Below are 23,190 nucleotides of genomic sequence, written 5' to 3'. Positions count from 1 at the left end.
GGGAGCATGGCACGCACCCACGATCACCCCGGCGAGCACGCGGCAGCGGACCCCATCCGGCTGCTGGCGATCAGGGACGCACCGCTCTCCGTCGACGAGGTCTTCCGCGCCGTCGGCGACGACGCGGCGGGCGGCATCGCGCTCTTCGTCGGCACCGTGCGCAACCACGACTCCGGACAGGACGTCGGCGCGCTCGGCTATTCCTGCCACCCCTCGGCCGGTGACGAGCTGCGCCGCGTGGCGGAGAAGGTCGTCACCGATTACCCGGTCCGTGCCCTGGCGGCCGTCCACCGAGTGGGTGAACTGGAGGTGGGCGATCTGGCCGTGGTCGTCGCCGTCGCCTGCCCGCACCGCGCCGAGGCTTTCGAGGCGTGCCGCAAGCTCATCGACGACCTCAAGCACGAGGTTCCGATCTGGAAGCACCAGCGCTTCTCGGACGGTACGGAAGAGTGGGTCGGAGCCTGTTGAGCGCAAACCGAACCGGGGCGCATCAGCCCCGATTTGCGTAACCGCACCCCCGCCACGAGCGTTGGTCTTCCGGATCGTTAATCTGCTGATCGGGCATCCGGTCGCTCATGGGGTAGGGAGGTCGTGATGGCGGCACTCGCTTGGCTGTTGATTCCACTTTTCGCTGCTGTCGGCGGTGCGATATGGGCGAGTTGGGCTGCCCGAAATCGCACGACCGGCGATGTCACCGAACTCGCCGGCTACGCCAGGTTCCGTGACGCGATGGAGAAATCGCACTCCGGTTCCGAGGCTCTCTGACGACCGCCGCACGCCGCGTGACCACCTTCCGCCGCGTTCCGGTCACCTCGTACGGACCGGCCCCGGCGGTGCACTGACAGGCCCTTCCCGTACTGTCGTTCCATGCCACGCCGCACCGCGACGATGCTCGCATCCACTCTCGTCCTCATCGCGCTGCTCTGCGCAGGCGTGCTGATCAAAGTGCCGTATGCGGAGATGTCTCCCGGACCGACGGTCAACACTCTCGGTGAAGCGCGTGGCGAGCCCGTCCTGCAGATCTCCGGTCGCAAGACGTACCCGGCCTCCGGCCATCTCAACATGACGACGGTCCGCGTCACCGGAGCGGACTACCGGATGAACATCGTCGAGGCCGTCTACGGCTGGCTGGTCCACGACAGCGTCGTGGTGCCGCACGACACGCTCTATCCGGACGGCAAGACCGAGGAGCAGTCCACCCAGGAGAACGCCGAGGAGTTCAGCCAGTCCCAGGAGAGCGCCAAGGTGGCCGCCCTGAAGGAGCTGAAGATCCCGGTCTCCACACAGGTCGTGGTCTCCACGGTGGTCAAGGGCAGCCCCTCCGAGGACAAGTTGCACGCCGGCGACGTGATCAAGGCCGTCGACGGCACGGCGGTCAAGGAGCCCGGCGACGTGGCGAAGCTCGTCACCGAGCACCGCCCCGGCGAGGACGTCACCTTCACCATCGTCCCGGCGAAGGAGGCCGCCGCAGCCGAGAAAGCAGGCCGCGCCGCCGAGGGCAGCGAGCAGGTCACCATCAAGACCGCGAAGGCTCCCGCCGAGGACGGCGGCGAGGAGGACGGGAAGGGCCGGGCGATCGTCGGGATCAGGGCCGGGACGGACCACACGTTCCCGTTCGAGATCGACATCAAGCTCGCGGACGTCGGCGGGCCGAGCGCCGGGCTGATGTTCTCCCTGGGCATCATCGACAAGCTCACCCCGGGCGATCTGACCGGCGGCAAGTTCGTCGCGGGCACCGGCACCATCGACGACACGGGCAAGGTCGGTCCGATCGGCGGCATCAACATGAAACTGGTCGGCGCCCGCGACGCCGGCGCCCGCTACTTCCTCACGCCCGACGACAACTGCGCGTCGGCCGCGGCGGACACCCCCAGCGGCCTCACCCTGGTGCGGGTCAAGACCATCGACGACGCCACGAAGTCGCTGGAGCAGATCCGCGCGGGGAGGACCGCCGGTCTGCCGAGCTGCTCGACCGGCTGACGGCCGCACCGCCCGGGAACCGTACGACGGCCCCGGGCAGCGGCCGGATCAGGACTCGAACGTCGCCGCGAGCGCCTCGGCGAGGCCGGGCACCAGACCGGCGCCGGTCAGCACCTCGGTGGGGGAGTCCTTCTCGCGCAGCCGTACGGCGGACTCGCGGGCCCCGTCCCGCAGGACGGCCACGGTCATCCGCACCTCCTGCCGGTCGGGGTGCCTGGCCACCCACTGGGTCAGCTGCTTGTCGCTGAGCCCTTCCGGTACGGAGGCCTCGGCGGACGGCGGCAGCATCAGCCGCTCCACCGTCATGGCGCAGCCGACCACGGCGTCAGGCCAGGCGATCGTGCCGAGGAAGTCGTCGAGCGCGGTGCCCGGGGGAAGTTCGTCCTGCTCGATCGGGGTGAGCGCGGCGACGGAGGAACTGGGGTCCTCAAGGCCCAGCTGAGTGGCGAGACGGGGCTCCTGGACCCGCAGCCGGTCAGTGTCGACCAGGGCGAACAGCCGGGCGGGCTGGTCCCAGCCGAGGGTGGAGGCATAGGCGTCGATTTCGAGGACGGCGACGGTGAGCGGACTCGCGGCCATCGGGGGTCCTGCGGGGGAAACGTTGGGCATGGGCAATATCCTGCCTCCTTCCGCCCCGGGAACGGGAACTAGGTAAAGCTTCAGTAAGTTGCATAGATGGGCTCTAGGATCGCTGGGCCCGTCCACACGACCGCGAACTTCGAGGTGCGCACGTTGGCTTTCCAGATGCCGGACCGCGGCGGAGGCCCGACCGGGCCACGGATCAGAGTCGGCCGCCCGTCCCGGCGCGCCCGTACCCTGCTCATGACTTTGGGTGTCCTGGCGGTTCTCGCCATGGCCTTCGTCATGTTCGCCGGGTTCTGGACGGACTGGCTCTGGTACAGGTCGGTCGCGTATTCATCCGTCTTCACCACCACTCTGTGGACCAAGATCGGGCTGTTCCTCGTCTTCGGACTGCTGATGGCACTCGCCATCGGTGTGAACATCTGGCTCGCGCACCGGCTCAGGCCGCCGCTGAGCGCGATGTCGCTGGAGCAGCAGAGCCTGGACCGCTACCGCATGGGCATCGCCCCCTACAAGAAGTGGGTGCTGCTCGCCGTCACGGCGCTCGTCGGACTGATCGGCGGAGCTTCCGCCTCCGGCCAGTGGCGCACCTGGCTGATGTATATCAACGGCGTGGCGTTCGGGCAGAAGGACCCCCAGTTCCAGCTGGACGTCTCCTTCTACGCCTTCGACCTGCCGTGGTACCGCTTCCTGCTGGGCTTCGGCTTCGCGGCGACCGTGCTCTCGCTGATCGCCGCGGCGCTGACCCACTATCTGTACGGCGGGCTGCGCATCACCAGCCCCGGGGCCCGCGCCACCGGGGCGGCCACCGGCCACCTCTCGGTGCTGCTCGGTGTCTTCGTCTCGCTGAAGGCCGTGGCGTACTGGCTCGACCGGTACGGGCTGGCCGTGAAGTCCAGTGACTTCAAGGCCACCGAAAACTGGACGGGCCTGCGGTACGTCGACGCCAACGCCTATCTCCCGGCGAAGACCATCCTGTTCTGCATCGCCGCGATCTGCGCGGTGCTGTTCTTCGCGACACTGTGGCGCCGCACCTGGCAGCTCCCGGTCATCGGCTTCGGCCTGATGGTGCTCTCGGCGATCCTGATCGGCGGGCTCTACCCGGCGATCGTGCAGAAGTTCCAGGTCCAGCCGAACGAGCAGGCCAAGGAAGCGCCGTTCATCCAGAAGAACATCAATGCCACGCGCGAGGCGTACGACATCGATGACGCCCAGGTGGACGACTACGAAGGCCAGGCGGCCACGAAGGACGACACCAAGTTGCGGGCCGCGGCCAACGCCGCCGCCAGCTACCGAGTGATGGACCCCAACGTCGTCTCCCCGGCCTTCCAGCAGCTCCAGCAGAAGAGGAACTACTACCAGTTCCCCAAGACGCTGGACGTCGACCGCTACAAGGACGACGAGGGCAACGAGCAGGACACCGTCATCGGTCTGCGTGAGCTGAACATCCAGGGCCTGCCCAAGCGGAACTGGATCAACGACCACTTCACGTACACCCACGGCTACGGCGCCATCGCGGCCCGCGGCACCACCACCGGCACCAACCCGACGGGGTCTCCGGACTTCACCGAGTCGGGCCTGCCCTCCACCGGTGAGTTCGGCGAGTACGAGCAGCGGATCTACTACGGCGAGAAGACCGAGCAGTACTCCATCGTCGGCGGGCCCCAGAAGGAGCTCGACTACGAGGAGGACGGTGAGAAGACCACCAGCTACAAGGGTGGCAGCGGGGTCAGTCTCTCCAACGCCTTCAACCGTGCCGCGTACGCGGTCTCCTTCAGCGAGCCGCAGATCATGTACTCGGGAGCCATCGGTGAGGGTTCGCGGATCCTGTACAACCGCACGCCCAAGGAGCGCGTCGAGGCGGTCGCCCCGTGGCTGACCATCGACGGCGACGCCTATCCCGCGGTCGTCGGCAAGCGGATCCAGTGGGTCGTCGACGCCTACACCACGACCAACGGCTACCCGTACGCGTCCCGGACGACGCTCGGCGACACCACGGCCGACTCGCTGACCACCAACCAGCGCGCGGTCGTCGCCCAGCAGAACCAGGTCAACTACATCCGCAACTCGGTGAAGGCCACCGTCGACGCGTACGACGGCACGGTCAAGCTCTACGAGTGGGACACCGAGGACCCGGTCCTCAAGACCTGGCGCAAGGCGTTCCCGGGGACGGTCGAGCCCCGCAGTGACATCCCGCAGGACCTCATGGACCACCTGCGGTATCCGCAGGACCTCTTCAAGGTCCAGCGCGAGCTGCTCACCCGCTACCACGTGGAGGACCCGGCGCAGTTCTACAGCGGCAGTGACGCCTGGCAGGTGCCGGACGACCCGACCAACAAGGAACCGGGCACCGTTCCGCCGTACTACCTGAGCATGAAGATGCCGGGCCAGGAGGCGCAGGAGTTCTCGCTGACCACCACGTTCACTCCCCGAGGGCGCCCCAACCTGGGGGCCTTCATGGCGGTGAACGCGGACGCGGCCAGCAAGGACTACGGCACCATGCGGCTGCTACGGGTCACCACCACGGTGAAGGGTCCGGGCCAGGTACAGAGTGAGCTCAACGGCAACGACGACGTCGCCGAGTTCGTGAGGAACCTCAAGGGCACCGACTCGGACATCGAGTACGGCAACCTGCTGACGGTTCCGCTGGAGGGCGGGTTCCTCTACATCGAGCCGGTCTACACGCGCGGTGGCAACCAGAACTACCCGCTGCTGCGCAAGGTGGCCGCCTCGTACGGTTCGAAGATCGTCTTCGAGAACAGCCTCGGGGACGCGCTCAACGCCGTCTTCGGGGCCGAGGGCGACGAGCCCACGACACCGCCGGATCCCGATGAGCCGCCGGGCGAGACCGACGAGCCGCCGGTCACCGGCAGCGCGGCGCTGGAGAAGGCCATCGCGGACGCCCAGAAGGCGTACACCGACGGCGAGAAGGCGCTGCGGGAGCAGGACTGGCCGGCCTACGGCAAGGCCCAGGACGCTCTTCAGGAGGCCCTGGAACGAGCCGCCGCCGCGCAGCCCGAGGCGGGCGGCGAGGGGGACAAGGCCGACAGCGCCGAGAAGCCGGCGGACGACGCCAAGCCGGACAGCTCGGCCGAGCCCGCGAGCGCCGTGAAACCGGCGGACGCGGACGAGGCGGATCCGGCGAGGAAGTCCGATGCCGCCGACGGGGCCGACAAGGGCTCCGACCAGGGCAGCTGAGAAGAGTCCACCCCGCGTCGTGGTACGGTTTGAACACAACGGCGCGGGGTGGAGCAGCTCGGTAGCTCGCTGGGCTCATAACCCAGAGGTCGCAGGTTCAAATCCTGTCCCCGCTACTGAAAGACGAAGGCCCGGATCTCAAGGGATCCGGGCCTTCGCCATGTCCGCGGTGCGTGAGGCCGTGTCTATCCCAGGCTGTGGGCGTGAAGTGCGGTTCGCTGGGCAGCAGTTGCCTCCGGACGTGTTTGACTTGTCTCCCTGTGGGCATGTCGACAAAACGCTGTAGTGACCTCACTGTCCGCGATATACCAGGTGTACGCGGGTTACAGGTGGTGCGACGATGGTATTTATGGGGGACAGGGCAACTCTGTTGGAGACAGGGCGGTTTGTGCAGCAGCGCGGCCAAGATGCGGAAAGCGCGGTAGACGCGGCTTTCGCCGCTGCCATCGCCGGGGCGGGCGCACCGGTCCAGCGGACCTGCACCAGCGGCCCGGGTGCCGCCGCGAGCACGTCCGACGAGGACACCACGGACGCGGTCGACGCCGGGGACAGCGCCGAGAGCGAGGCGCGCCACCGACGCGCCGCCGACGCGGGGGACACCGCGTCCATGAGCGTCCTGGGCGCGCTGCTGCTGCGCCGGGGCGAGCTGGACAGCGCCGAGCGGTATCTGCGCGCCGCCACCGCCGACGGGGACCGGGCCGCCGCGAACAACCTGGGCGTCCTGCTGCACCAGCGCGGCTACCCGGACGAGGCCGCGGGCTGGTGGCGCATCGCCGCCGTGGCCGGCTCCGCCGCCGCCGCGCACGCGCTCGGCCGGCACTTCCGCGAGCGCGGCGACGAGCCCGGCGCGGAGTACTGGCTGCGGCAGTCCGCCGAGCAGGGCCACGCGCTGGGCGCGTACGCGCTGGCCGACCTCCTGGAGCACCGCAGCGACGTCGGCGCCGAACGCTGGCTGCGTGCCGCCGCCGAGCAGGGGCACCGCGAGGCCGCCTACCGGCTGGCCCGTGCCCTGGAGCGGAAGGCCGTCGAGGACCCGCACGACGCCTTCGGCCTGGGCCGGGGCGCCGCCTCCGGGCGGACCGGAACGGGCCTCGGCCTGCCCGGCGACCCGCCGGCGCCCGCCCAGGACGTACGGGCGACCGGTCCCGAGGCCGCCAAAAGAGCGGGCGCCAAGAACACGGGTGCCAAGAACACGGGTGTCAAGAACACGGGTGTCAAGAGCACGGCCGACGGCGACAGCCCCGCGGCGGGCCCGGCCGCCGGCCGGGTCGGCGAGGCCGAGCAGTGGTACCGCCAGGCCGCCGCCCGGGGCCACCGCCGTGCCGCCCTGCACCTCGGCGCGATCCTGGAGCAGCGCGGCGAGCTCAAGGAGGCCGGACGCTGGTATCTCACCTCCGCCAAGGACGGCGAGCCGCGTGCCGCCTGCGCGCTGGGCTTCCTGCTGCGCGACGCCGGCGACGAGGAGAGCGCCGCCGTGTGGTGGCTGCGCGCCGCCCAGGACGGCGACGGCAACGCCGCCAACGCGCTCGGCGCGCTGCACGCCGCACGCGGTGAGCAGCAGACCGCCGAGCGCTGGTACCGGGCCGCCATGGACGCCGGTGACGTCAACGGGGCGTACAACCTCGGGCTGCTCTGCGCCGCCCAGGACCGCACCCCGCAGGCCGAGCAGTGGTACCGCCGTGCCGCGTACGCCGGGCACCGTGAGGCCGCCAACGCGCTCGCGGTGCTGCTTCTCCAGGCGGGCGACCACACCGGGGCCGAGCCCTGGTTCTCCAAGGCGGCCGAGGCGGGCAGCGTCGACGCGGCCTTCAACCTCGGCATCCTGCACGCCGGGCGCGACGAGGACCGTACGGCGCTGGGCTGGTACGAGCGCGCCGCGGCGGCCGGGCACACGGACGCGGCGCTCCAGGTCGGCATGGCCCTGCTGCGTGACGGCGACGACCGGGAGGCCGAGCGGCACCTGCGCTGTGCCGCCGGCGGCGGTAGCGCCGAGGCCGCGTTCCGGCTGGCCGGGGTGCTGGACGCGCGTCAGCCGCCGCCCGGACCGCCCGCGCTGGGCGAGCCGATGCCGGAGAAGACCGAGTGCGAGGAGTGGTACGAGCGGGCCGCCGAGCATGGCCACCGCCGCGCCCAGGTCCGGGTCGGTATGCTCGCCGCCGCCCGCGGGGACGTGGAGAGTGCCGCCCACTGGTACCGGGAGGCGGCCGAGGCGGGCAGCCGCAACGGGGCCTTCAACCTCGGGCTGCTGCTGGCCCGCGAGGGCAGCGAGCGGGAGGCCGCCCTGTGGTGGAGCCGTGCCGCCGGCGCCGGACACGGCCGCGCCGCGCTGCGCCTGGCGCTGCTCGCCGCCCGGCGGGGCGAGCTCACCGAGGGGCAGCGCTGGTGCGCGCGGGCGGTGGAGCTGGGTCCGGCCGAGGTGGCCGAGCGGGCTGCGCGGCTGCGGGAGGCGCTGCACCAGGAGCTGACCGCGTGACACCGGAAACGGCTGACGCGCCGGGAACAGCTGCCGCCGGAAACGGCTGACGCCGGAAGCGGCTGACGAGCCGGGATCGGCTGACGCCGGACAGCCGGACAGCCGGGCAGCCGGACAGCCGGGCAGCTGGACAACAGGAGCCGCACACCCGGGCCTCCCCGGGGCCGGTGTGAATGAATTTGCGCCGCTCGACCTGCTGGCGTAATGTTGCATTCACCGACGCGGGGTGGAGCAGCTCGGTAGCTCGCTGGGCTCATAACCCAGAGGTCGCAGGTTCAAATCCTGTCCCCGCTACTGAAAAGACGAAGGCCCGGATCCCTTGGGATCCGGGCCTTCGTCGTGTCCGGAGGCGCAACGGCCACGGGCCCGCCCGGAGGCGGGCCCGGAAGTGGTCGGCTCAGGCGGTGGCGGCGCAGTTCGGGCAGATGCCGCGGTACGTCACCTCGACGCCGGAGACCATGAAGCCGTAGCGCTCGTCCGTCGGCAGGTCCGCCAGCGGGTTGCCCGCGGGGTGCACGTCCCTGATGGCGCCGCACCGGGCGCACACCAGGTGGTGGTGGGGGCGGTGCGCGTTCGGGTCGTAGCGCTTGGCCCGGCGGTCGGTGGAGACCTCCAGCACCTCACCGAGGGACACCATCTCGCCGAGGGTGTTGTAGACGGTGGCGCGCGAGATCTCGGGCAGCCTGGAAACGGCCCTCGCGTGGACCTCGTCCGCCGTCAGGTGCACGTGGTCCCCGTCGAGGACCTCGGCCACGACACGCCGCTGCGCCGTCATGCGCCAGCCGCGTCCACGAAGTCGTTCCAGCAGGTCGCTCATGCAGCCCAGCCTAACAGTGGAGGGACCGAGTCCCGATCGAGTGTGACTTTGGATGTTCGCTTGACTTAGACATTGTCCATTGTAGGATCGGGATCGGCATACGCCAAGGGACAGGCTGTGCGGAACATCGGCCCGGCGACCGAGGTCGGCCGATCACAGAAGTGCAGGACATGACGCAGGAGGCGCACGTGACGCAGGGACCGCTCACCACGGAGGCCGGAGCGCCGGTTGCCGACAACCAGAACAGTGAGACCGCGGGCGCCGGCGGTCCGGTTCTCGTCCAGGATCAGGCGCTGCTGGAGAAGCTCGCCCACTTCAACCGTGAGCGCATTCCGGAGCGCATCGTGCACGCCCGCGGCGCCGGTGCGTACGGCACGTTCACGCTGACCCGCGACGTCTCGCAGTGGACCCGGGCGAAGTTCCTCTCCGAGGTCGGCAAGCAGACCGAGACCTTCCTGCGCTTCTCCACCGTCGCGGGCAACCTGGGCTCCGCCGACGCCGTGCGCGACCCCCGCGGCTTCGCGCTGAAGTTCTACACCGAAGAGGGCAACTACGACCTCGTCGGCAACAACACCCCGGTGTTCTTCATCAAGGACGCCATCAAGTTCCCCGACTTCATCCACACTCAGAAGCGCGACCCGTACACCGGCTCGCAGGAGGCGGACAACGTCTGGGACTTCTGGGGTCTGTCGCCCGAGTCGACGCACCAGGTGACCTGGCTCTTCGGTGACCGCGGCATCCCGGCCACGCTGCGCCACATGAACGGGTACGGCTCGCACACCTTCCAGTGGAACAACGAGGCCGGCGAGGTCTTCTGGGTCAAGTACCACTTCAAGACCGACCAGGGCATCAAGAACCTCACCCAGGACGAGGCCGACAAGCTCGCCGGTGAGGACCCCGACAGCCACCAGCGCGATCTGCGCGAGGCGATCGAGCGCGGTGACTTCCCGTCCTGGACGGTGCAGGTCCAGATCATGCCCGCGGCGGACGCGGCCGGCTACCGCTTCAACCCGTTCGACCTCACCAAGGTGTGGCCGCACGCGGACTACCCGCCGATCGAGATCGGCAAGCTGGAGCTCAACCGCAACCCGGAGAACATCTTCGCCGAGGTCGAGCAGTCGATCTTCAGCCCCGCGCACTTCGTGCCGGGCATCGGCCCGTCCCCGGACAAGATGCTCCAGGGTCGTCTCTTCGCGTACGGCGACGCCCACCGCTACCGCGTCGGCATCAACGCCGACCACCTGCCGGTGAACCGCCCGCACGCCACCGAGGCGCGGACCAACAGCCGGGACGGCTTCCTCTACGACGGCCGTCACAAGGGCGCCAAGAACTACGAGCCGAACAGCTTCGGCGGCCCGTTCCAGACCGACCGGCCGCTGTGGCAGCCGCTCCCGGTCACCGGCCCCGCCGGCAACTACGAGGCCGTCAGCCACGCCGAGGACAGTGACTTCGTGCAGGCGGGCGACCTCTACCGGCTCTACTCCGAGGAAGAGAAGGTCCGGCTGATCGAGAACCTCGCCGGGTTCATCGCCAAGGTCTCGCGCGACGACATCGCCGAGCGCGCGATCAACAACTTCCGCCAGGCGGACGGCGACTTCGGCAAGCGGCTGGAAGCCGCGGTCCAGGCCCTTCGCGGCTGACCGGACGCCTGTCGTCGAACGGTGGGCCGGATCCCCGCGCGGGGGTCCGGCCCACCGGTCCGTCCGGCGCCCGGCGGCGTCAGCCGGCGGCCGCGACCGTACGGCGGCGGACCGGCGTCCAGCAGCGGATGATGTCGCGCACCGACACGATGCCCACCGGGCCGTTGCCGTCCAGCACGATCAGGTGCCGGAACCCGCCGTGCGTCATGGCTTCCGCGGCCTCCTCCAGGGTCCAGGCCGGGGCGGCGAACACCACATCGGTGGTGGTGTGGGCGGACGCGGTCTCCCGGTCGGGGTTCAGCCCGGACCCGATCGCGTCGAGGATGTCGCGCTCGGTGATGATGCCGAGCCCGAAGGTGTCCGGGTCGTTGACGACAGCTGCCCCGATGCGCCGGGCCGACATCAGCCGGGCCGCCTGGCGGAGCGTATGGGTGGGGCCGATGGTGAGGACCACCGTGCTCATGGCGTCACGGACGAGCATGAAACGAGCCACCTCCTCGGTGAGCCGACTCTGTGAGTCGATTCACAAGTTCACAAGTGGGGGGACTCTCAGAGTTGCACCGTTGGGGCGGGTCGACAAGGGGTGGGCGAGGCGCGCCGGGGGCGCGCGGAAAGCACCCGGCACGCCCCCGGTGCGCCTCGCGGACCGCGCGGTCTGTGCGCTGCGTGGACCGTACGGTTCCGGACAGTCTGGAAAGGGTGGTCAGTAGCGCCGGTTGAGGTAGCCCAGCAGCTCGTCGTGGAGCGGCCCGTTCGAGGCCGCCGCGTTTCCGCCGCCCGGACCGTCCACCCCGTCCAGCGAGGTGAACCGGCCGCCCGCCTCCTGTACGACGATCGCGGTCGCCGCCATGTCCCACAGCGACAGCTCCGGCTCCGCGCAGATGTCCACGGACCCCTCGGCGACCATCATGTACGGCCAGAAATCGCCGTACCCCCGCGTCCGCCAGCAGGCCCGGGTGAGGTCCAGGAGGCCGTCGAGGCGGCCCTGCTCCTCCCAGCCGGACAGCGAGGAGAACGCGAACGAGGCGTCGGCGATCCGCTCCACCTTCGACACCCGCATCCGGGTCGCGGAGGTGAGGCTGCGGCCGGTGAACGCGCCCGCGCCCTTCGCGGCCCACCAGCGCCGGTTCAGCGCGGGCGCGGAGACCACGCCCACCACCGGCTGGAAGCCCTCCTCGCCCGCCTCCATCAGCGAGATCAGCGTCGCCCACACCGGCACGCCGCGCACATAGTTCTTGGTGCCGTCGATCGGGTCGATCACCCAGCGCCGCGGACCGGTGCCCTCGACCCCGTACTCCTCGCCCAGGATCGCGTCCCTCGGGCGGGCCCGATGCAGGTGGCCCCGGATCAGCTCCTCGGCGGCCTTGTCCGCCTCGCTCACCGGCGTCATGTCCGGCTTGGTCTCGACCTTCAGGTCGAGAGCCTTGAACCGGTCCATCGTCGCCGCGTCGGCGGCGTCCGCCAGTACGTGGGCGAGGCGCAGATCATCGTGGTAGTCGGGCATGCCGTCACAGTATCCAGCGCCGCCGGGCGCGGGCTACAGCGCCCCCGCCGCCGCCCGGGACCCTTGACAGCGTCCGGGAGCGCGTCAACTCTGAACCGCAGGATCCGGGGGCGGGGGAGGCAGCGATGCCGGCAGCGCGGCAGGCACTGCTGGACGCCGCCCTCCGGGCGCTGGACGACCGGCCCTGGCGCGCTGTGCGCATGGTCGACGTCGCCGCTCTGGCAGGCGTCTCGCGGCAGACCCTCTACAACGAGTTCGGCACCAAGGGCGGACTGGCCGGGGCCCTGCTGCGACGGGCCGCCGACGGCTACCTCGCCGGGGTGGACCGCGCCCTGACCGCCCCCGCGCCCGACCGCCCCGCCGCCGTGGCGCTCTGGACCGTACGGGCCGCCCGCCAGGACGCGCTCGTCAAGGCGCTGCTCACGGGGCACTGGCCACCGGGGCTGCCCCGCCCGGACCGCCGGCCGGGCGATCAGGGGCGTACGGGCACCGGAGCGCTCCCGGCCCCCGGGGAGCTGCTCGCGCTGGTACGGGACCGGCTGGCGGCCGTGTCGCCCGAGGCCGCCGCCGGGCGCTGCGAGATCGCGTTACGCCTCGCGCTGTCCTGTGTGGTCGTCCCGGTGCCGGGCGACGACGCCGCGGACAGCCGCGCGCTCCGCCTCGTCCGGGAGGCGTCCCGGGAGGCGTCCCGGTCGGCGGGTGAGTGGCCGGCCGGTGCGGGGCAGGCGGGCGGTCTCAGTGGGCGGAGCCGGACAGCTGGAGACCGATCACACCGATGATCACCAACGAGATCGACACCAGCTTCAGCGTGGAGACCATGTCACCGAGGAAGACCATGCCGTAGATCGCCGTCCCGGCCGCCCCGATCCCGGTCCACACCGCGTACGCCGGACCGACGTCCAGCTTCTTCAGCGCCAGCGTCAGCAGACCGAAACTGCCGAGCGCGAACGCGGCGAACGCGATCGTCGGCCAGAGCCGGGTGAATCCGTGGGAGAGCTTCAGACACACGGCGAAGCCGGTCTCCAGCAGTCCTGCGACCACGACCAGCAGCCACGGCATCGTCAGTAGCCTCCCGCATAGGTGACGGCTTGGTCCCGCTCGGTGCGATTATGCCTTTACCAGTCGTTGAAGCCCGCAAACGTGTCCGGGTGGACAGGGGCCGATTCCGGCCGGACGCGGCCGTCAGTCGCCCTCGCGCCGTTCCCGGGTCGCGAGCAGCCGGCGCAGGGAGTCCAGCCGCGCCGGATCGGCGTGCCCCTCGGCCACCCAGGCGTCCAGCGCGCATTCCGGCTGGTTCTCGTCGTGGGTGCAGCCGCGCGGGCAGTTCTCGGTCCCCGGTTCCAGGTCCGGGAAGGCGTGGATGACCCGCGACGGGTCCACGTGGTGCAGCCCGAAGGACCGCACGCCCGGGGTGTCGACCACCCAGCCGCGGCCGCCGGGCAGCGGCAGCGCGAGCGCCGAGGTGGTGGTGTGCCGCCCCCGGCCGGTGACCGCGTTGACGATGCCCGTGGTCCGCCGCCGGTCCTTCGGCACCAGGGCGTTGACCAGCGTCGTCTTGCCGACCCCGGAGTGCCCGACGAACGCGGTGACACGGTCGTTCAGGAACGCACGTACCCGGTCCGCGGAGTCCCCGTTCTCCAGCTCCTCGCGGCTGGTCACGATGTACGGGACGCCGAGCGGGGTGTACGCCTCCAGCAGCTTGTCCGGCGACGCGAGGTCGGACTTGGTCAGCACCAGGAGCGGGGTGAGCCCGCCGTCGTACGCCGCCACCAGACAGCGGTCGATCATGCGCGGGCGGGGTTCCGGATCGGCCAGCGCGGTGACGATCGCCAGCTGGTCCGCGTTGGCGACGACCACGCGCTCGTACGGATCGTCGTCGTCCGCCGTGCGGCGCAGCACCGTACGGCGCGGGGAGATGCGCACGATCCGGGCCAGGGTGTCCTTCTCGCCGGAGAGATCGCCGACGATGGAGACGGTGTCGCCCACCACGGCGGCCTTGCGCCCCAGCTCGCGGGCCTTCATCGCCACCACGGTCCGGCCCTCGACGAGGCAGGTGAGCCGGCCCCGGTCGACGGTGAGGACCATGCCGTCCTCGGCGTCCTCGTGCTTGGGCCGGATGTGCGTACGCGGCCGGTTGCCCTTGCGGTTGGGGCGGACACGGATGTCGTCCTCGTCGGGGTTCTTCCCGTAGCGGCGCATCTGCTAGGCCCCGAGCATTCCGGTCCACATGTCCGGGAAGTCCGGCAGGGTCTTGGCGGTCGTGCCCACGTTCTCGATCTCCACGCCCTTCACCGCCAGGCCGATGATCGCCCCGGCGGTGGCCATGCGGTGATCGTCGTACGTGTGGAAGACGCCGCCGTGCAGCGGGCGCGGGCGGATGTGCAGCCCGTCGGCCGTCTCGGTGACATCGCCGCCCAGCTCGTTGATCTCCTTGGTCAGCGCGGCCAGCCGGTCCGTCTCGTGCAGCCGCAGATGGGCGACACCGCTCAGCATGGAGGGGGAGTCGGCCAGCGCCGCGACCGCCGCGATGCCCGGGGTCAGCTCGCCGACCTCGCCGAGGTCCACGTCGATGCCGTGGATCCGGCCCGTACCGGTGAAGGTCAGTCCGCGTTCGGTCAGCTCGCAGCTGCCGCCCATCGCGGTGAAGATCTCGCGCAGCGCGTCGCCCGGCTGCGTGGTGCGCTCGGGCCAGTCGGGGATCGTGACCCGGCCGCCGGTCACCAGGGCCGCGGCCAGGAACGGCTGGGCGTTGGACAGGTCCGGCTCGATCGTCAGGTCCCGGCCGAGCAGGGCGGAGGGGGCCACCCGCCAGACGTTGCGCTCGCCGCCCGTCTCCGGCTCGTCCACCTGGGCGCCGACGGCCCGCAGCATGTCGACGGTCATCCGGATGTGCGGCATCGAGGGGAGCGTGGATCCGGTGTGCCGGACCTCCACGCCCTGGTTGAAGCGCGGCCCCGACAGCAGCAGCGCCGAGACGAACTGCGAGGAGGACGAGGCGTCGATCGACACCGGGCCGCCCTCCAGCGCCCCGCCGCCGTGCACGGTCAGCGGCAGCGTCCCGCGCCCGTCGTCGTCGATCCGCGCGCCGAGCGCCCGCAGCCCCTCGATCACGCCGGTCAGCGGGCGCTCGTAGGACCGGGGGTCGCCGTCGAAGCGGACCGGGCCGTCGGCGAGCGTGGCGACGGGCGGCAGGAAACGCATCACCGTGCCGGCGTTGCCGACGTCGACCGCGGCCGGGCCGTGGAGCCCCGCCGGGATGACCCGCCAGGCCTCGCCGGAGCTGTCCGGACAGGCCGCGGCGGACGGGCTGGTCGCGGACGAGGAGGAGACGGTCTCCTCGATGCCGACGCCCATCGCGCGCAGCGCGTCGGCCATCAGCAGGGTGTCGCGGGAGCGCAGCGGGCGGCGCAGCCAGCCCGGCTCGGCGGCCAGCGAGGCCAGTACGAGCGCGCGATTGGTGACCGATTTGGATCCGGGCACGGTGACGGTCGCGTCGACGGCGCCGCTCGCGTGGGGGGCGGGCCAGAGGGCGGGGTGCACGGAACTCTCGGTCATGGCCATCACTTTAGTGGCTCCGCGCGAACCTGGATCCTGACCAAAAGGGCGGAAACCAGCCCGTAACAGAAGAGTGGTGCGGGCCGGGGTGGGTCGACCCGCCCTCACCACCCCAGCAGCCACCGCCCGCCGCCGATCAGCGAGCACAGCGACACCGCGTGGAAGAGGAACAGCCACAGCACCGCCGGGGCCTGGGTCAGCCGGGCCAGCTGGTCCGCGTCGGAGTCCGGGGCGCCGCCGCCGCGCCGCTTGGACTGGAGCTCGAAGGGCGGCCGCACCCCGCCCAGCAGCAGGAACCACACCACGGCGTACGCGAACGCCGACTGGACGTCCGAGGACGCCAGCCAGGACACCAGCAGGAAGGCGGTGCCGGTCAGGATGACGGTGAGGGCCCCGTACACATTGCGGATCATCACCAGCATCACCGCGAGCAGCGCCGTCGCCACCCACAGCAGCAGGGTGATCCTGCCGTCGGCCAGCAGCCAGGCGCCGCCCAGACCCAGCAGCGACGGGGCTGTGTAGCCCGCAGCCGCCGTGAGGATCATGCCGATGCCCGTCGGCTTGCCGCGGCTCACGGTCAGTCCGCTGGTGTCCGAGTGCAGCCGGATACCGGCGAGCTGCCGCCCGGTGAGCAGGGCCATCAGACCGTGGCCGCCCTCGTGCGCGATGGTGATGGTGTTGCGCGCGAGCCGCCATATCGGGTTCGGTACGACGGCGACGAGCGCCAGCGTGGCCGTCACCACCACCAGCCACTGCTCGGGAGCGGACTGGGTTCCGGTGACGCGATCCCACAGATCGCCCAGTTCGGTGCTGTTCATCGGCGGGGCGACTCCTTGCGGTGGGGGTGGGAGGTCGTGGCAGTCTGGCATCCATGTGCGGACGGTTTGCAGCCAGCCGGGGGCCCGAGGACCTGGCCGGGCTCTTCGGGATCGAGAAGCGGGAACCTGCCGAGACCTTGGAGCCGGACTGGAACGTGGCGCCGACCAAGGAGGTCTACGCGGTTCTGGAGCGTCCTGTTAAGGACGCCGACGACCGGCGTCCGGTTCGCCAGCTGCGCGCCCTGAAATGGGGACTCGTGCCGTCCTGGTCGAAGACCCCCGAGGGCGCCGCCCGGATGATCAACGCCCGCGCGGAGACCGTGCACGAGAAACCCTCCTTCCGCCGTGCCTTCGCCCAGCGCCGCTGCATTCTGCCCGCCGACGGCTACTACGAGTGGGTCACCGGCTCGGAGGAACGGCAGCTGGAGGAGAAGAAGGGCAAGAAGCGGGCCCGGAAGCAGCCGTACTTCGTGACCCCCGCCGACGGGTCGGTCTTCGCGATGGCCGGACTGTACGAGTTCTGGCGCGACGCGACGCTGCCCGGCGACCACGAGAACGCCTGGTGGGTGACCTGCTCGGTGATCACCACCGAGGCGGAGACCGCCCCGCTGGCCGTCGCCCCCGCCGAGGGGCCCGGCGCCCTCGCCGACATCCATCCCCGGATGCCGCTGATGCTCACGCCCGACCGGTGGGACGCCTGGCTGGACCCCGCGCACACGGGCCTCGACGAGCTGCGCGAGCTGCTGGAGCCGCCGCCCGGCGGGCTGATGCGCGCCTACCCGGTCGCCACCGCCGTCAGCAACGTCCGCAACAACGGGCCCGAACTGCTGGAGGAGCTGGCCGCGCCGGAGGAGTCCACGCTGTTCTGAACGACGCGCGGGACAGGCTGTTCTGAACGACGTGCGGGACAGGCTGTCTGAAGGACGTGCGGGACAGTGGCCGGAGGTCCGCCTGAACGACGTGCGGGACAGCGGCCTGAACGACGCGCGGGCGAGAATGGCCCGGTGAGCCGCCAACGGAGTACGCAGAACGTCACCACCGACGCCGGTGAGGCCAGGATCACCTGGGTCCCCGCGGCCGCGCCCCGCCTCGTGCTGGCCGTGAGCCACGGAGCGGGCGGCGGCATCGAGGCCCGCGATCTGAAGGCGCTGGCCGCCGTCCTGCCCGGACACGGCGTCACCGTCGCCCTGGTGGAGCAGCCCTGGCGGGTGGCCGGCAAGAAGATGGCCCCCGCCCCGAAGACCCTGGACACCGGGTGGCGCGGTCTGTGGCCCGCCCTGGCCGCTCCCGGGCTCCCCGTCGTCGCCGGGGGCCGCAGCGCCGGGGCCCGGGTCGCCTGCCGGACGGCGGACGGGCTGGGCGCGGCGGCCGTCCTCGCGCTCAGCTTCCCGCTGCACCCTCCGGGCAGGCCCGAGAAGTCCCGCGCCGACGAGCTGCTCGGCGCCGGCGTGCCCACCCTGGTGGTGCAGGGCGGCAACGACCCGTTCGGCCGGCCCGAGGAGTTCCCGCCCGGTCCGTACGAGCTGGTCGAAGTGCCCTACGGCGACCACGGGTTCGCGGTGCCGAAGCGGTCCGGGACGACCGAGGAGCAGGCGATGGGTGTCCTGACCGACGCGGTCGCCGAGTGGGCCGCGTCACTCGGATGACCGAGCCCGCCCAGGGCTCCTCGCGGGTGGGGAGGGCCCCGGGAATGCTCCGCGCGGGGGCGCTGTTGTTCGGGACGTCGGTACAACAACGTCGTACGTGGAGAGGGAGTCCGTCGCATGGGTTCGACCATCTGCCCCAGCCGCTCGAACGCCGCTGACCTGGAGTGGAGCGTGCTGCCTGCGGCGAGGACCACCCCTGAGCGGCCCCAGGGCGGCAGTAATCGACAGGCCGTGTCGAAGCAAGGTCGACTATTCTCCGAGGCGAGCGGGTCCGGTTTCGGCTCCGCCACATCGTTGGAGGAGGTGGGTCCGGTCACTGGGACCGACACAGGGACCGACGACGGCCGTGCACCGGAGACGTCAGCCGAGCGCAACGCGCGCTTCGAGCGGGACGCCCTCGGCTTTCTCGACCAGATGTACTCGGCCGCGCTGCGCATGACGCGCAACCCCGCCGATGCCGAGGACCTGGTCCAGGAGACCTACGCCAAGGCGTACGGCTCCTTCCACCAGTTCCGTGAGGGCACCAACCTCAAGGCGTGGATGTACCGCATTCTCACCAATACCTTCATCAACTCGTACCGCAAGAAGCAGCGGGAGCCCCAGCGCAGCGCCGCCGAGGAGATCGAGGACTGGCAGCTGGCACGGGCCGAGTCGCACATGTCGACCGGTCTGCGCTCGGCGGAGTCCCAGGCGCTCGACCATCTCCCGGACTCCGACGTGAAGTCGGCGCTCCAGGCGATTCCCGAGGAGTTCCGCATCGCCGTGTATCTCGCCGATGTCGAGGGCTTTGCCTACAAGGAGATCGCGGACATCATGGGGACTCCCATCGGTACGGTGATGTCCCGGCTGCACCGCGGCCGCCGCCAGTTGCGCGGCATGCTGGAGGACTACGCCCGTGAGCGCGGGCTCGTCGCGGCCGGTGCCGGTGACTCGGACGATCGGAAGGGCTCGGCCTCATGAGCTGCGGAGAGCCGCACGAGACGGATTGCTCAGAGGTTCTCGACCATCTCTACGAGTTTCTCGACCGGGAGATGCCCGAGGGCGACTGCACCAAGTTCGAGGTGCACTTCGAGGAGTGCTCCCCGTGCCTGGAGAAATACGGCCTCGAACAGGCCGTGAAGAAGCTGGTCAAGCGCTGCTGCGGACAGGACGACGTCCCGACCGACCTGCGCTCCAAGGTGATGGGCCGGATCGATCTGATCCGGGCCGGGGAGGCCGTGCCCGATCACGATGTGAGCGTGCAGGGCCCGGACCGGTCGGCGACCACCGCCGAATAGTCACCCGCTTGTGCCGACCGGGCCCGTAGCGGCTCGGTGAGCCGTGCGACTCGCGGGCGTGGCGCGTTCCATCGGCCATGACGGGGGCGCGTGTGGGCGTGAGCGGCACATCGGCGGCGGCACTGCGTGCATCCTGGCCGCCGTGCGCCGTGCGCCGTGCGATCTTGGCGCGGTCTCCCCGCGTACGCCCCCCTGACGCCCCGGTTCCGTGGGGCGCGGGGGCCCTGATCGTCAGGTACACCCCCCGGTTCCGGCCGCGAGCCGGCCGACTCGCGGCGGTCTGCTTCCGGCCGCCGCGCAACTCCGGGCAGGCCGAGCGCTGGTCCGGCGACGGGCCGCACTCCACGCGGTTCCCGCCCGCGGCCCCGGCGCTGAGCGGGGCCCGCCGACCATGCGCTGAGCGGGCCGCGGCCGGCCATGCGCTGAGTGGGCCGCTCCGATGTATGGCCTCGGCCGGCGCTCCCTCCTCGACCCGTCGCCGGCGTGCGACCGCCCGGCTGCCGGGCGCCGAGCCGCTCCCGATCGCCCTGTTCGGCGGGGCGGTGGAGCAGCAGGGCCGGTCCGTACCGGGAGAAAGCCGCCCGTCGCCAGGATCGTCAGGACGGTCAACGCATACGACGGCCCGTGCGGGGAATGCGTGAGCGGGCCGCTCGGCGCGCTGGAGCGGCTCGGGCTCGGCGCGGGGCACGACCACCGGCCGCAGGTGGTGGCGGCGCTGGGACGCGTCCTCGCGCGGGGCGGTCAGGCCCCGGCCGGAGCTGGGTAACCCATGGGTAATGAGCGGGCGTCCGGCCGGGCATGGTTGGATGCGAAAGCAGAGCGGATGACGAGGGATGTCCAGTCGGGACAGGCGGGAATCGTGAGGATCTTCGGGAAGGTACGGCATCGGCCGTCCGCCTCTTGGCGGCAGGCCACGGACCGCGCGTTCACGCTGATCGGCGACGGCCGGTACGAGGACGCGGGGGCGCTGCTGACGCGCGCGGCGGATCTGGAGCCCTGGCTCTCGGAGTCCTGGTTCAATCTGGCGCTGCTGCACAAGTTCCGGCACGACTGGGAGCAGGCGAGGGCGGCGGGCCTGCGGGCCGTCGCGCTGCTCGACCGGGAGTCCGGTGCCCCGGACTGGTGGAACGTCGGGATCGCGGCCACCGCGCTCCAGGACTGGCCGCTGGCGCGGCGGGCCTGGCAGGCGTACGGGCTGAAGGTTCCCGGCGGCGGCCAGCACAGCGCGGCCACCACCGAGCCGACCGGCATGGAGCTGGGCAGTGCGGCGGTGCGGCTCTCGCCGGAGGGCGAGGCCGAGGTGGTCTGGGGCCGCCGGCTCGACCCGGCCCGGATCGAGGTGCTCTCGATCCCGCTGCCGTCCTCCGGGCGGCGCTGGGGCGAGGTCGTCCTGCACGACGGGGTGCCCAACGGCGAGCGGGTCACCGCGGCCGGGCCCTCGTATCCGGTGTTCGACGAGATCGAGCTGTGGGCGCCGTCCCCGGTGCCGACCTGGGTGGTGCTGCTGGAGGCGGCCACCGAGGACGACCGGGACGCGCTGGAGAAGCTGGCCTCGGACGCCGGGTTCGCCGCCGAGGACTGGTCCTCCTCCGTACGGCTGCTGTGCCGGGCCTGTTCGGAGAGCCGGATGGAGAGCGACGAGGGCGACGGGGAGCACCTGGACCCGCACGACCACAGTGAGCCGGGCCACCCCGGGCCGCTGGGCCACCGCACCGCGGGCGCCGGCGACCTGTGGGTCCCGGAGCGCGAGTGCGGTCTCGCGGCCCCGGCAGGTCTGGTGCGCGGGCTGCTGGACGGCTGGGTCGCCGACAGCCCGGACAGCCGCGAGTGGCGGGATCTCGAAGAAGTCTGCTGACGGCTGCCCGTAGGCTGTACGCGCACCGATCGCGGTGCTGTTCCACTCGCGGTCTCCCGGGCTTTGACGGGATGCGGCGGGGTCACCGAGTTCAGGTTTTGCAGGAAGGCGTACGGCGGACATGTCGCAGCAGGAGACGGACGGGCGGATCGGCGTGGACGACGAGGGGTTCCTCGTCGACACGGAGGACTGCGAGGAGCGCGAGGCGGCCTACCGCGAGCGCGGTACCTCCCGTCCGATCACGGTCGTGGGCAACCCGGTGCTGCACAAGGAGTGCAAGGACGTCACCGCGTTCGACGCCGAGCTGGCGCGGCTGATCGACGACATGTTCGCCAGCCAGAAGGCGGCGGAGGGCGTCGGCCTGGCCGCCAACCAGATCGGCGTGGACCTGAAGGTCTTCGTCTACGACTGCCCCGACGACGACGGGAAGCGTCACACCGGCGTCATCTGCAACCCGGTCCTGGAGGAGCTGGCCCCCGAGGCACGGGTGCTGGACGACTCCAACGAGGGCTGCCTCTCGGTGCCGACCGCGTACGCCTCGCTCGCCCGCCCCGACTACGCGGTGGTGCGTGGGCAGGACGCGCAGGGCAACCCGGTCAAGGTGCGGGGCACCGGCTACTTCGCGCGCTGCCTCCAGCACGAGACGGACCACCTGTACGGCTACCTGTACATCGACCGGCTCTCCAAGCGGGAGCGCAAGGACGCGCTGCGGCAGATGGACGAGGGCACGCCGCGCTACGAGGTCGTCCCGAACGACTGAGGACGAAGGCGGCAGGGGCCCGGCACCGGTTCGCCGGTGCCGGGCCCCTGCCGCTTTTCGCGGGACGCTTGGCAGATAACTGTAGTTTGCCCGGGGGGAGTTGACGCGCGTTGACCGCTGGTCCAGGCTCACGTGTACATCGACCGTGACGTTCAGAGGGAGACCCCCTGTGCTGAGACGTACCGCACGCGTTCTGCTCGGATTTGTCATGACCATTACATTCGCGTTGGGCGGTGCGGTGCTGACCGCGGGCACCGCGCAGGCCGACGGCTGCTACACCTGGAACCGCACCCTGAGGACCGGCGCCACCGGCAACGATGTCGCCCAGCTCCAGATCCGGGTGGCCGGCTACCCGGGCTACAACACGGTGCTCGCCATCGACGGCTCCTACGGCCCCGCCACCACCGCCGCCGTCAAGCGGTTCCAGGCGGCCTACGGCCTGGCCGCCGACGGGATCGCCGGGCCCGCCACCCAGGCCAAGATCTACGCGCTCCAGGACAACGACTGCACGCCGATCCACTTCACGTACCCCGAGCTCAACAAGTGCAACAGCACCTGGGCCGGCGGGAAGGTCGCGGCGGGTACGGCCAGGGCCAACGCGCTGAGCAGCATGTGGAAGCTGGAGGCGCTGCGCCACGCGCTGGGCGACCAGCCCATCCGCGTCACCAGCGGCTTCCGCTCCGTCTCCTGCAACGCGGCCGTCGGCGGAGCCTCCAACAGCCGTCATATGTACGGTGACGCGGTCGACCTCGGCGCCTCGCCGCACTCGCTCTGCGCGCTGGCCAGGCAGGCCCGCTACCACGGCTTCCGGGGGATCCTCGGCCCCGGATACAGCGGCCACAACGACCACGTGCACGTCAACCAGGGGCCCAACCGCTACTGGTCGGCACCCAGCTGCGGCATCTGACCCTCCCCGCAGCGCCTTCCCTGCCCGGCAGCACCCCCATGCCCGGCAGGACCCTCGCAGTACTCTCCGTGCCCGGCGGCGCTCAGGCGGCTCTACCTTCTTGAGCGGGTTGATCGAGCCATTCGTAGGGTTGGGTCGCCCAGGGGTGCTGGGTGTGGCTATCAGGCGGCTGCCGTCT

Annotated in this window: 22 protein-coding genes and 2 tRNA genes; 16 read left to right on the top strand and 8 right to left on the bottom strand. The window is 71.2% G+C overall.

Annotated elements, in window-relative coordinates:
- The first annotated feature begins 6 nt into the window (after positions 1-6).
- Positions 7-468: a molybdenum cofactor biosynthesis protein MoaE gene (locus ACGF2Y_RS24230; protein WP_392951077.1), complete on the top strand. Its 462-nt coding sequence runs from the start codon at positions 7-9 to the stop codon at positions 466-468.
- A 399-nt stretch (positions 469-867) separates the two neighbouring features.
- Positions 868-1,980 carry a PDZ domain-containing protein gene (locus tag ACGF2Y_RS24225; RefSeq protein ID WP_392951074.1) on the top strand — a complete coding sequence of 371 codons (1,113 nt, stop codon included), beginning with the start codon at positions 868-870 and terminating at the stop codon, positions 1,978-1,980.
- Positions 1,981-2,028: 48 nt separating this feature from the next.
- Here ACGF2Y_RS24225 and ACGF2Y_RS24220 read toward each other — a convergent pair whose 3' ends face one another.
- Positions 2,029-2,589 (bottom strand): PPA1309 family protein, encoded by a 561-nt coding sequence (locus ACGF2Y_RS24220; RefSeq protein WP_392951071.1) that lies wholly within the window; start codon positions 2,587-2,589, stop codon positions 2,029-2,031.
- 135 nt (positions 2,590-2,724) lie between these two features.
- On the opposite strand from ACGF2Y_RS24220, the gene ACGF2Y_RS24215 reads away from it, so the two are divergent.
- From ACGF2Y_RS24215 to ACGF2Y_RS24200, 4 genes are all read left to right on the top strand, one after another.
- Entirely contained in the window at positions 2,725-5,760 is a 3,036-nt protein-coding gene (locus ACGF2Y_RS24215) for a UPF0182 family protein (protein WP_392951361.1), read from the top strand.
- Positions 5,761-5,802: 42 nt separating this feature from the next.
- Positions 5,803-5,876, top strand: a tRNA-Met gene (locus ACGF2Y_RS24210).
- 224 nt (positions 5,877-6,100) lie between these two features.
- On the top strand, positions 6,101-8,233 hold the full coding sequence (locus tag ACGF2Y_RS24205) for a tetratricopeptide repeat protein (RefSeq protein ID WP_392951069.1): 2,133 nt from the start codon (positions 6,101-6,103) through the stop codon (positions 8,231-8,233).
- A 220-nt stretch (positions 8,234-8,453) separates the two neighbouring features.
- A tRNA-Met gene (locus tag ACGF2Y_RS24200) sits at positions 8,454-8,527 on the top strand.
- Between the two features lie 103 nt (positions 8,528-8,630).
- On the opposite strand, the gene ACGF2Y_RS24195 is transcribed toward ACGF2Y_RS24200, so the two are convergent.
- Positions 8,631-9,050, bottom strand: coding sequence for a Fur family transcriptional regulator (locus ACGF2Y_RS24195; protein ID WP_097971186.1), 420 nt, complete (start codon positions 9,048-9,050; stop codon positions 8,631-8,633).
- A gap of 170 nt (positions 9,051-9,220) precedes the next feature.
- On the opposite strand from ACGF2Y_RS24195, the gene ACGF2Y_RS24190 reads away from it, so the two are divergent.
- On the top strand, positions 9,221-10,690 hold the full coding sequence (locus ACGF2Y_RS24190; RefSeq protein ID WP_392951066.1) for a catalase: 1,470 nt from the start codon (positions 9,221-9,223) through the stop codon (positions 10,688-10,690).
- A 79-nt stretch (positions 10,691-10,769) separates the two neighbouring features.
- On the opposite strand, the gene ACGF2Y_RS24185 is transcribed toward ACGF2Y_RS24190, so the two are convergent.
- Both ACGF2Y_RS24185 and hisN read right to left on the bottom strand, forming a co-directional pair.
- A complete protein-coding gene (locus ACGF2Y_RS24185) occupies positions 10,770-11,171 on the bottom strand; it encodes a cyclic nucleotide-binding/CBS domain-containing protein (protein ID WP_392951064.1) in 402 nt (133 codons plus the stop codon).
- Positions 11,172-11,393: 222 nt separating this feature from the next.
- Positions 11,394-12,194 carry a histidinol-phosphatase gene (hisN, locus tag ACGF2Y_RS24180; RefSeq protein ID WP_392951062.1) on the bottom strand — a complete coding sequence of 267 codons (801 nt, stop codon included), beginning with the start codon at positions 12,192-12,194 and terminating at the stop codon, positions 11,394-11,396.
- Between the two features lie 125 nt (positions 12,195-12,319).
- Between hisN and ACGF2Y_RS24175 the strand changes: the two genes are divergently transcribed.
- On the top strand, positions 12,320-12,973 hold the full coding sequence (locus ACGF2Y_RS24175; RefSeq protein WP_392951060.1) for a TetR/AcrR family transcriptional regulator: 654 nt from the start codon (positions 12,320-12,322) through the stop codon (positions 12,971-12,973).
- Here the strand turns inward: ACGF2Y_RS24175 and ACGF2Y_RS24170 are convergent.
- The 4 genes from ACGF2Y_RS24170 to ACGF2Y_RS24155 form a co-directional block, all read right to left on the bottom strand.
- Complete coding sequence (locus ACGF2Y_RS24170) at positions 12,930-13,253, bottom strand: DMT family transporter (protein WP_392951057.1); 324 nt, start codon at positions 13,251-13,253, stop codon at positions 12,930-12,932. The genes ACGF2Y_RS24175 and ACGF2Y_RS24170 overlap by 44 nt on opposite strands.
- Before the next feature lie 123 nt (positions 13,254-13,376).
- Positions 13,377-14,393 carry a ribosome small subunit-dependent GTPase A gene (rsgA, locus tag ACGF2Y_RS24165; protein WP_392951055.1) on the bottom strand — a complete coding sequence of 339 codons (1,017 nt, stop codon included), beginning with the start codon at positions 14,391-14,393 and terminating at the stop codon, positions 13,377-13,379.
- 3 nt (positions 14,394-14,396) lie between these two features.
- On the bottom strand, positions 14,397-15,749 hold the full coding sequence (gene aroA / locus ACGF2Y_RS24160; RefSeq protein WP_392951052.1) for a 3-phosphoshikimate 1-carboxyvinyltransferase: 1,353 nt from the start codon (positions 15,747-15,749) through the stop codon (positions 14,397-14,399).
- Positions 15,750-15,853: 104 nt separating this feature from the next.
- A complete protein-coding gene (locus ACGF2Y_RS24155; RefSeq protein WP_392951049.1) occupies positions 15,854-16,567 on the bottom strand; it encodes a M50 family metallopeptidase in 714 nt (237 codons plus the stop codon).
- Between the two features lie 53 nt (positions 16,568-16,620).
- Here ACGF2Y_RS24155 and ACGF2Y_RS24150 point away from each other — a divergent pair, with 53 nt between their 5' ends.
- From ACGF2Y_RS24150 to ACGF2Y_RS24115, 8 genes are all read left to right on the top strand, one after another.
- Positions 16,621-17,436: an SOS response-associated peptidase gene (locus ACGF2Y_RS24150; RefSeq protein WP_392951047.1), complete on the top strand. Its 816-nt coding sequence runs from the start codon at positions 16,621-16,623 to the stop codon at positions 17,434-17,436.
- 135 nt (positions 17,437-17,571) lie between these two features.
- Entirely contained in the window at positions 17,572-18,213 is a 642-nt protein-coding gene (locus tag ACGF2Y_RS24145) for an alpha/beta family hydrolase (protein WP_392951044.1), read from the top strand.
- A 303-nt stretch (positions 18,214-18,516) separates the two neighbouring features.
- Complete coding sequence (locus ACGF2Y_RS24140) at positions 18,517-19,173, top strand: sigma-70 family RNA polymerase sigma factor (RefSeq protein ID WP_007458152.1); 657 nt, start codon at positions 18,517-18,519, stop codon at positions 19,171-19,173.
- Entirely contained in the window at positions 19,170-19,490 is a 321-nt protein-coding gene (gene rsrA, locus ACGF2Y_RS24135; RefSeq protein WP_392951041.1) for a mycothiol system anti-sigma-R factor, read from the top strand. Before ACGF2Y_RS24140 ends, rsrA begins: the two co-directional genes overlap by 4 nt.
- Before the next feature lie 637 nt (positions 19,491-20,127).
- Positions 20,128-20,256 carry a hypothetical protein gene (locus ACGF2Y_RS24130; RefSeq protein WP_392951039.1) on the top strand — a complete coding sequence of 43 codons (129 nt, stop codon included), beginning with the start codon at positions 20,128-20,130 and terminating at the stop codon, positions 20,254-20,256.
- Positions 20,257-20,349: 93 nt separating this feature from the next.
- Positions 20,350-21,345: a hypothetical protein gene (locus ACGF2Y_RS24125; RefSeq protein WP_018959149.1), complete on the top strand. Its 996-nt coding sequence runs from the start codon at positions 20,350-20,352 to the stop codon at positions 21,343-21,345.
- Positions 21,346-21,466: 121 nt separating this feature from the next.
- Positions 21,467-22,105: a peptide deformylase gene (gene def, locus ACGF2Y_RS24120; protein ID WP_392951036.1), complete on the top strand. Its 639-nt coding sequence runs from the start codon at positions 21,467-21,469 to the stop codon at positions 22,103-22,105.
- 169 nt (positions 22,106-22,274) lie between these two features.
- Positions 22,275-23,012, top strand: a complete 738-nt coding sequence (locus tag ACGF2Y_RS24115) for a D-Ala-D-Ala carboxypeptidase family metallohydrolase (RefSeq protein ID WP_392951034.1) — start codon at positions 22,275-22,277, stop codon at positions 23,010-23,012.
- Positions 23,013-23,190 lie beyond the last annotated feature (178 nt).

Origin of the sequence: Streptomyces sp. NPDC048142 (assembly GCF_043202835.1) — a bacterium.
In the GTDB taxonomy this organism is placed as follows: domain Bacteria; phylum Actinomycetota; class Actinomycetes; order Streptomycetales; family Streptomycetaceae; genus Streptomyces.
Note: the sequence above shows the minus strand (reverse complement) of the source record. Positions and strands in the feature narration are given on the sequence as shown.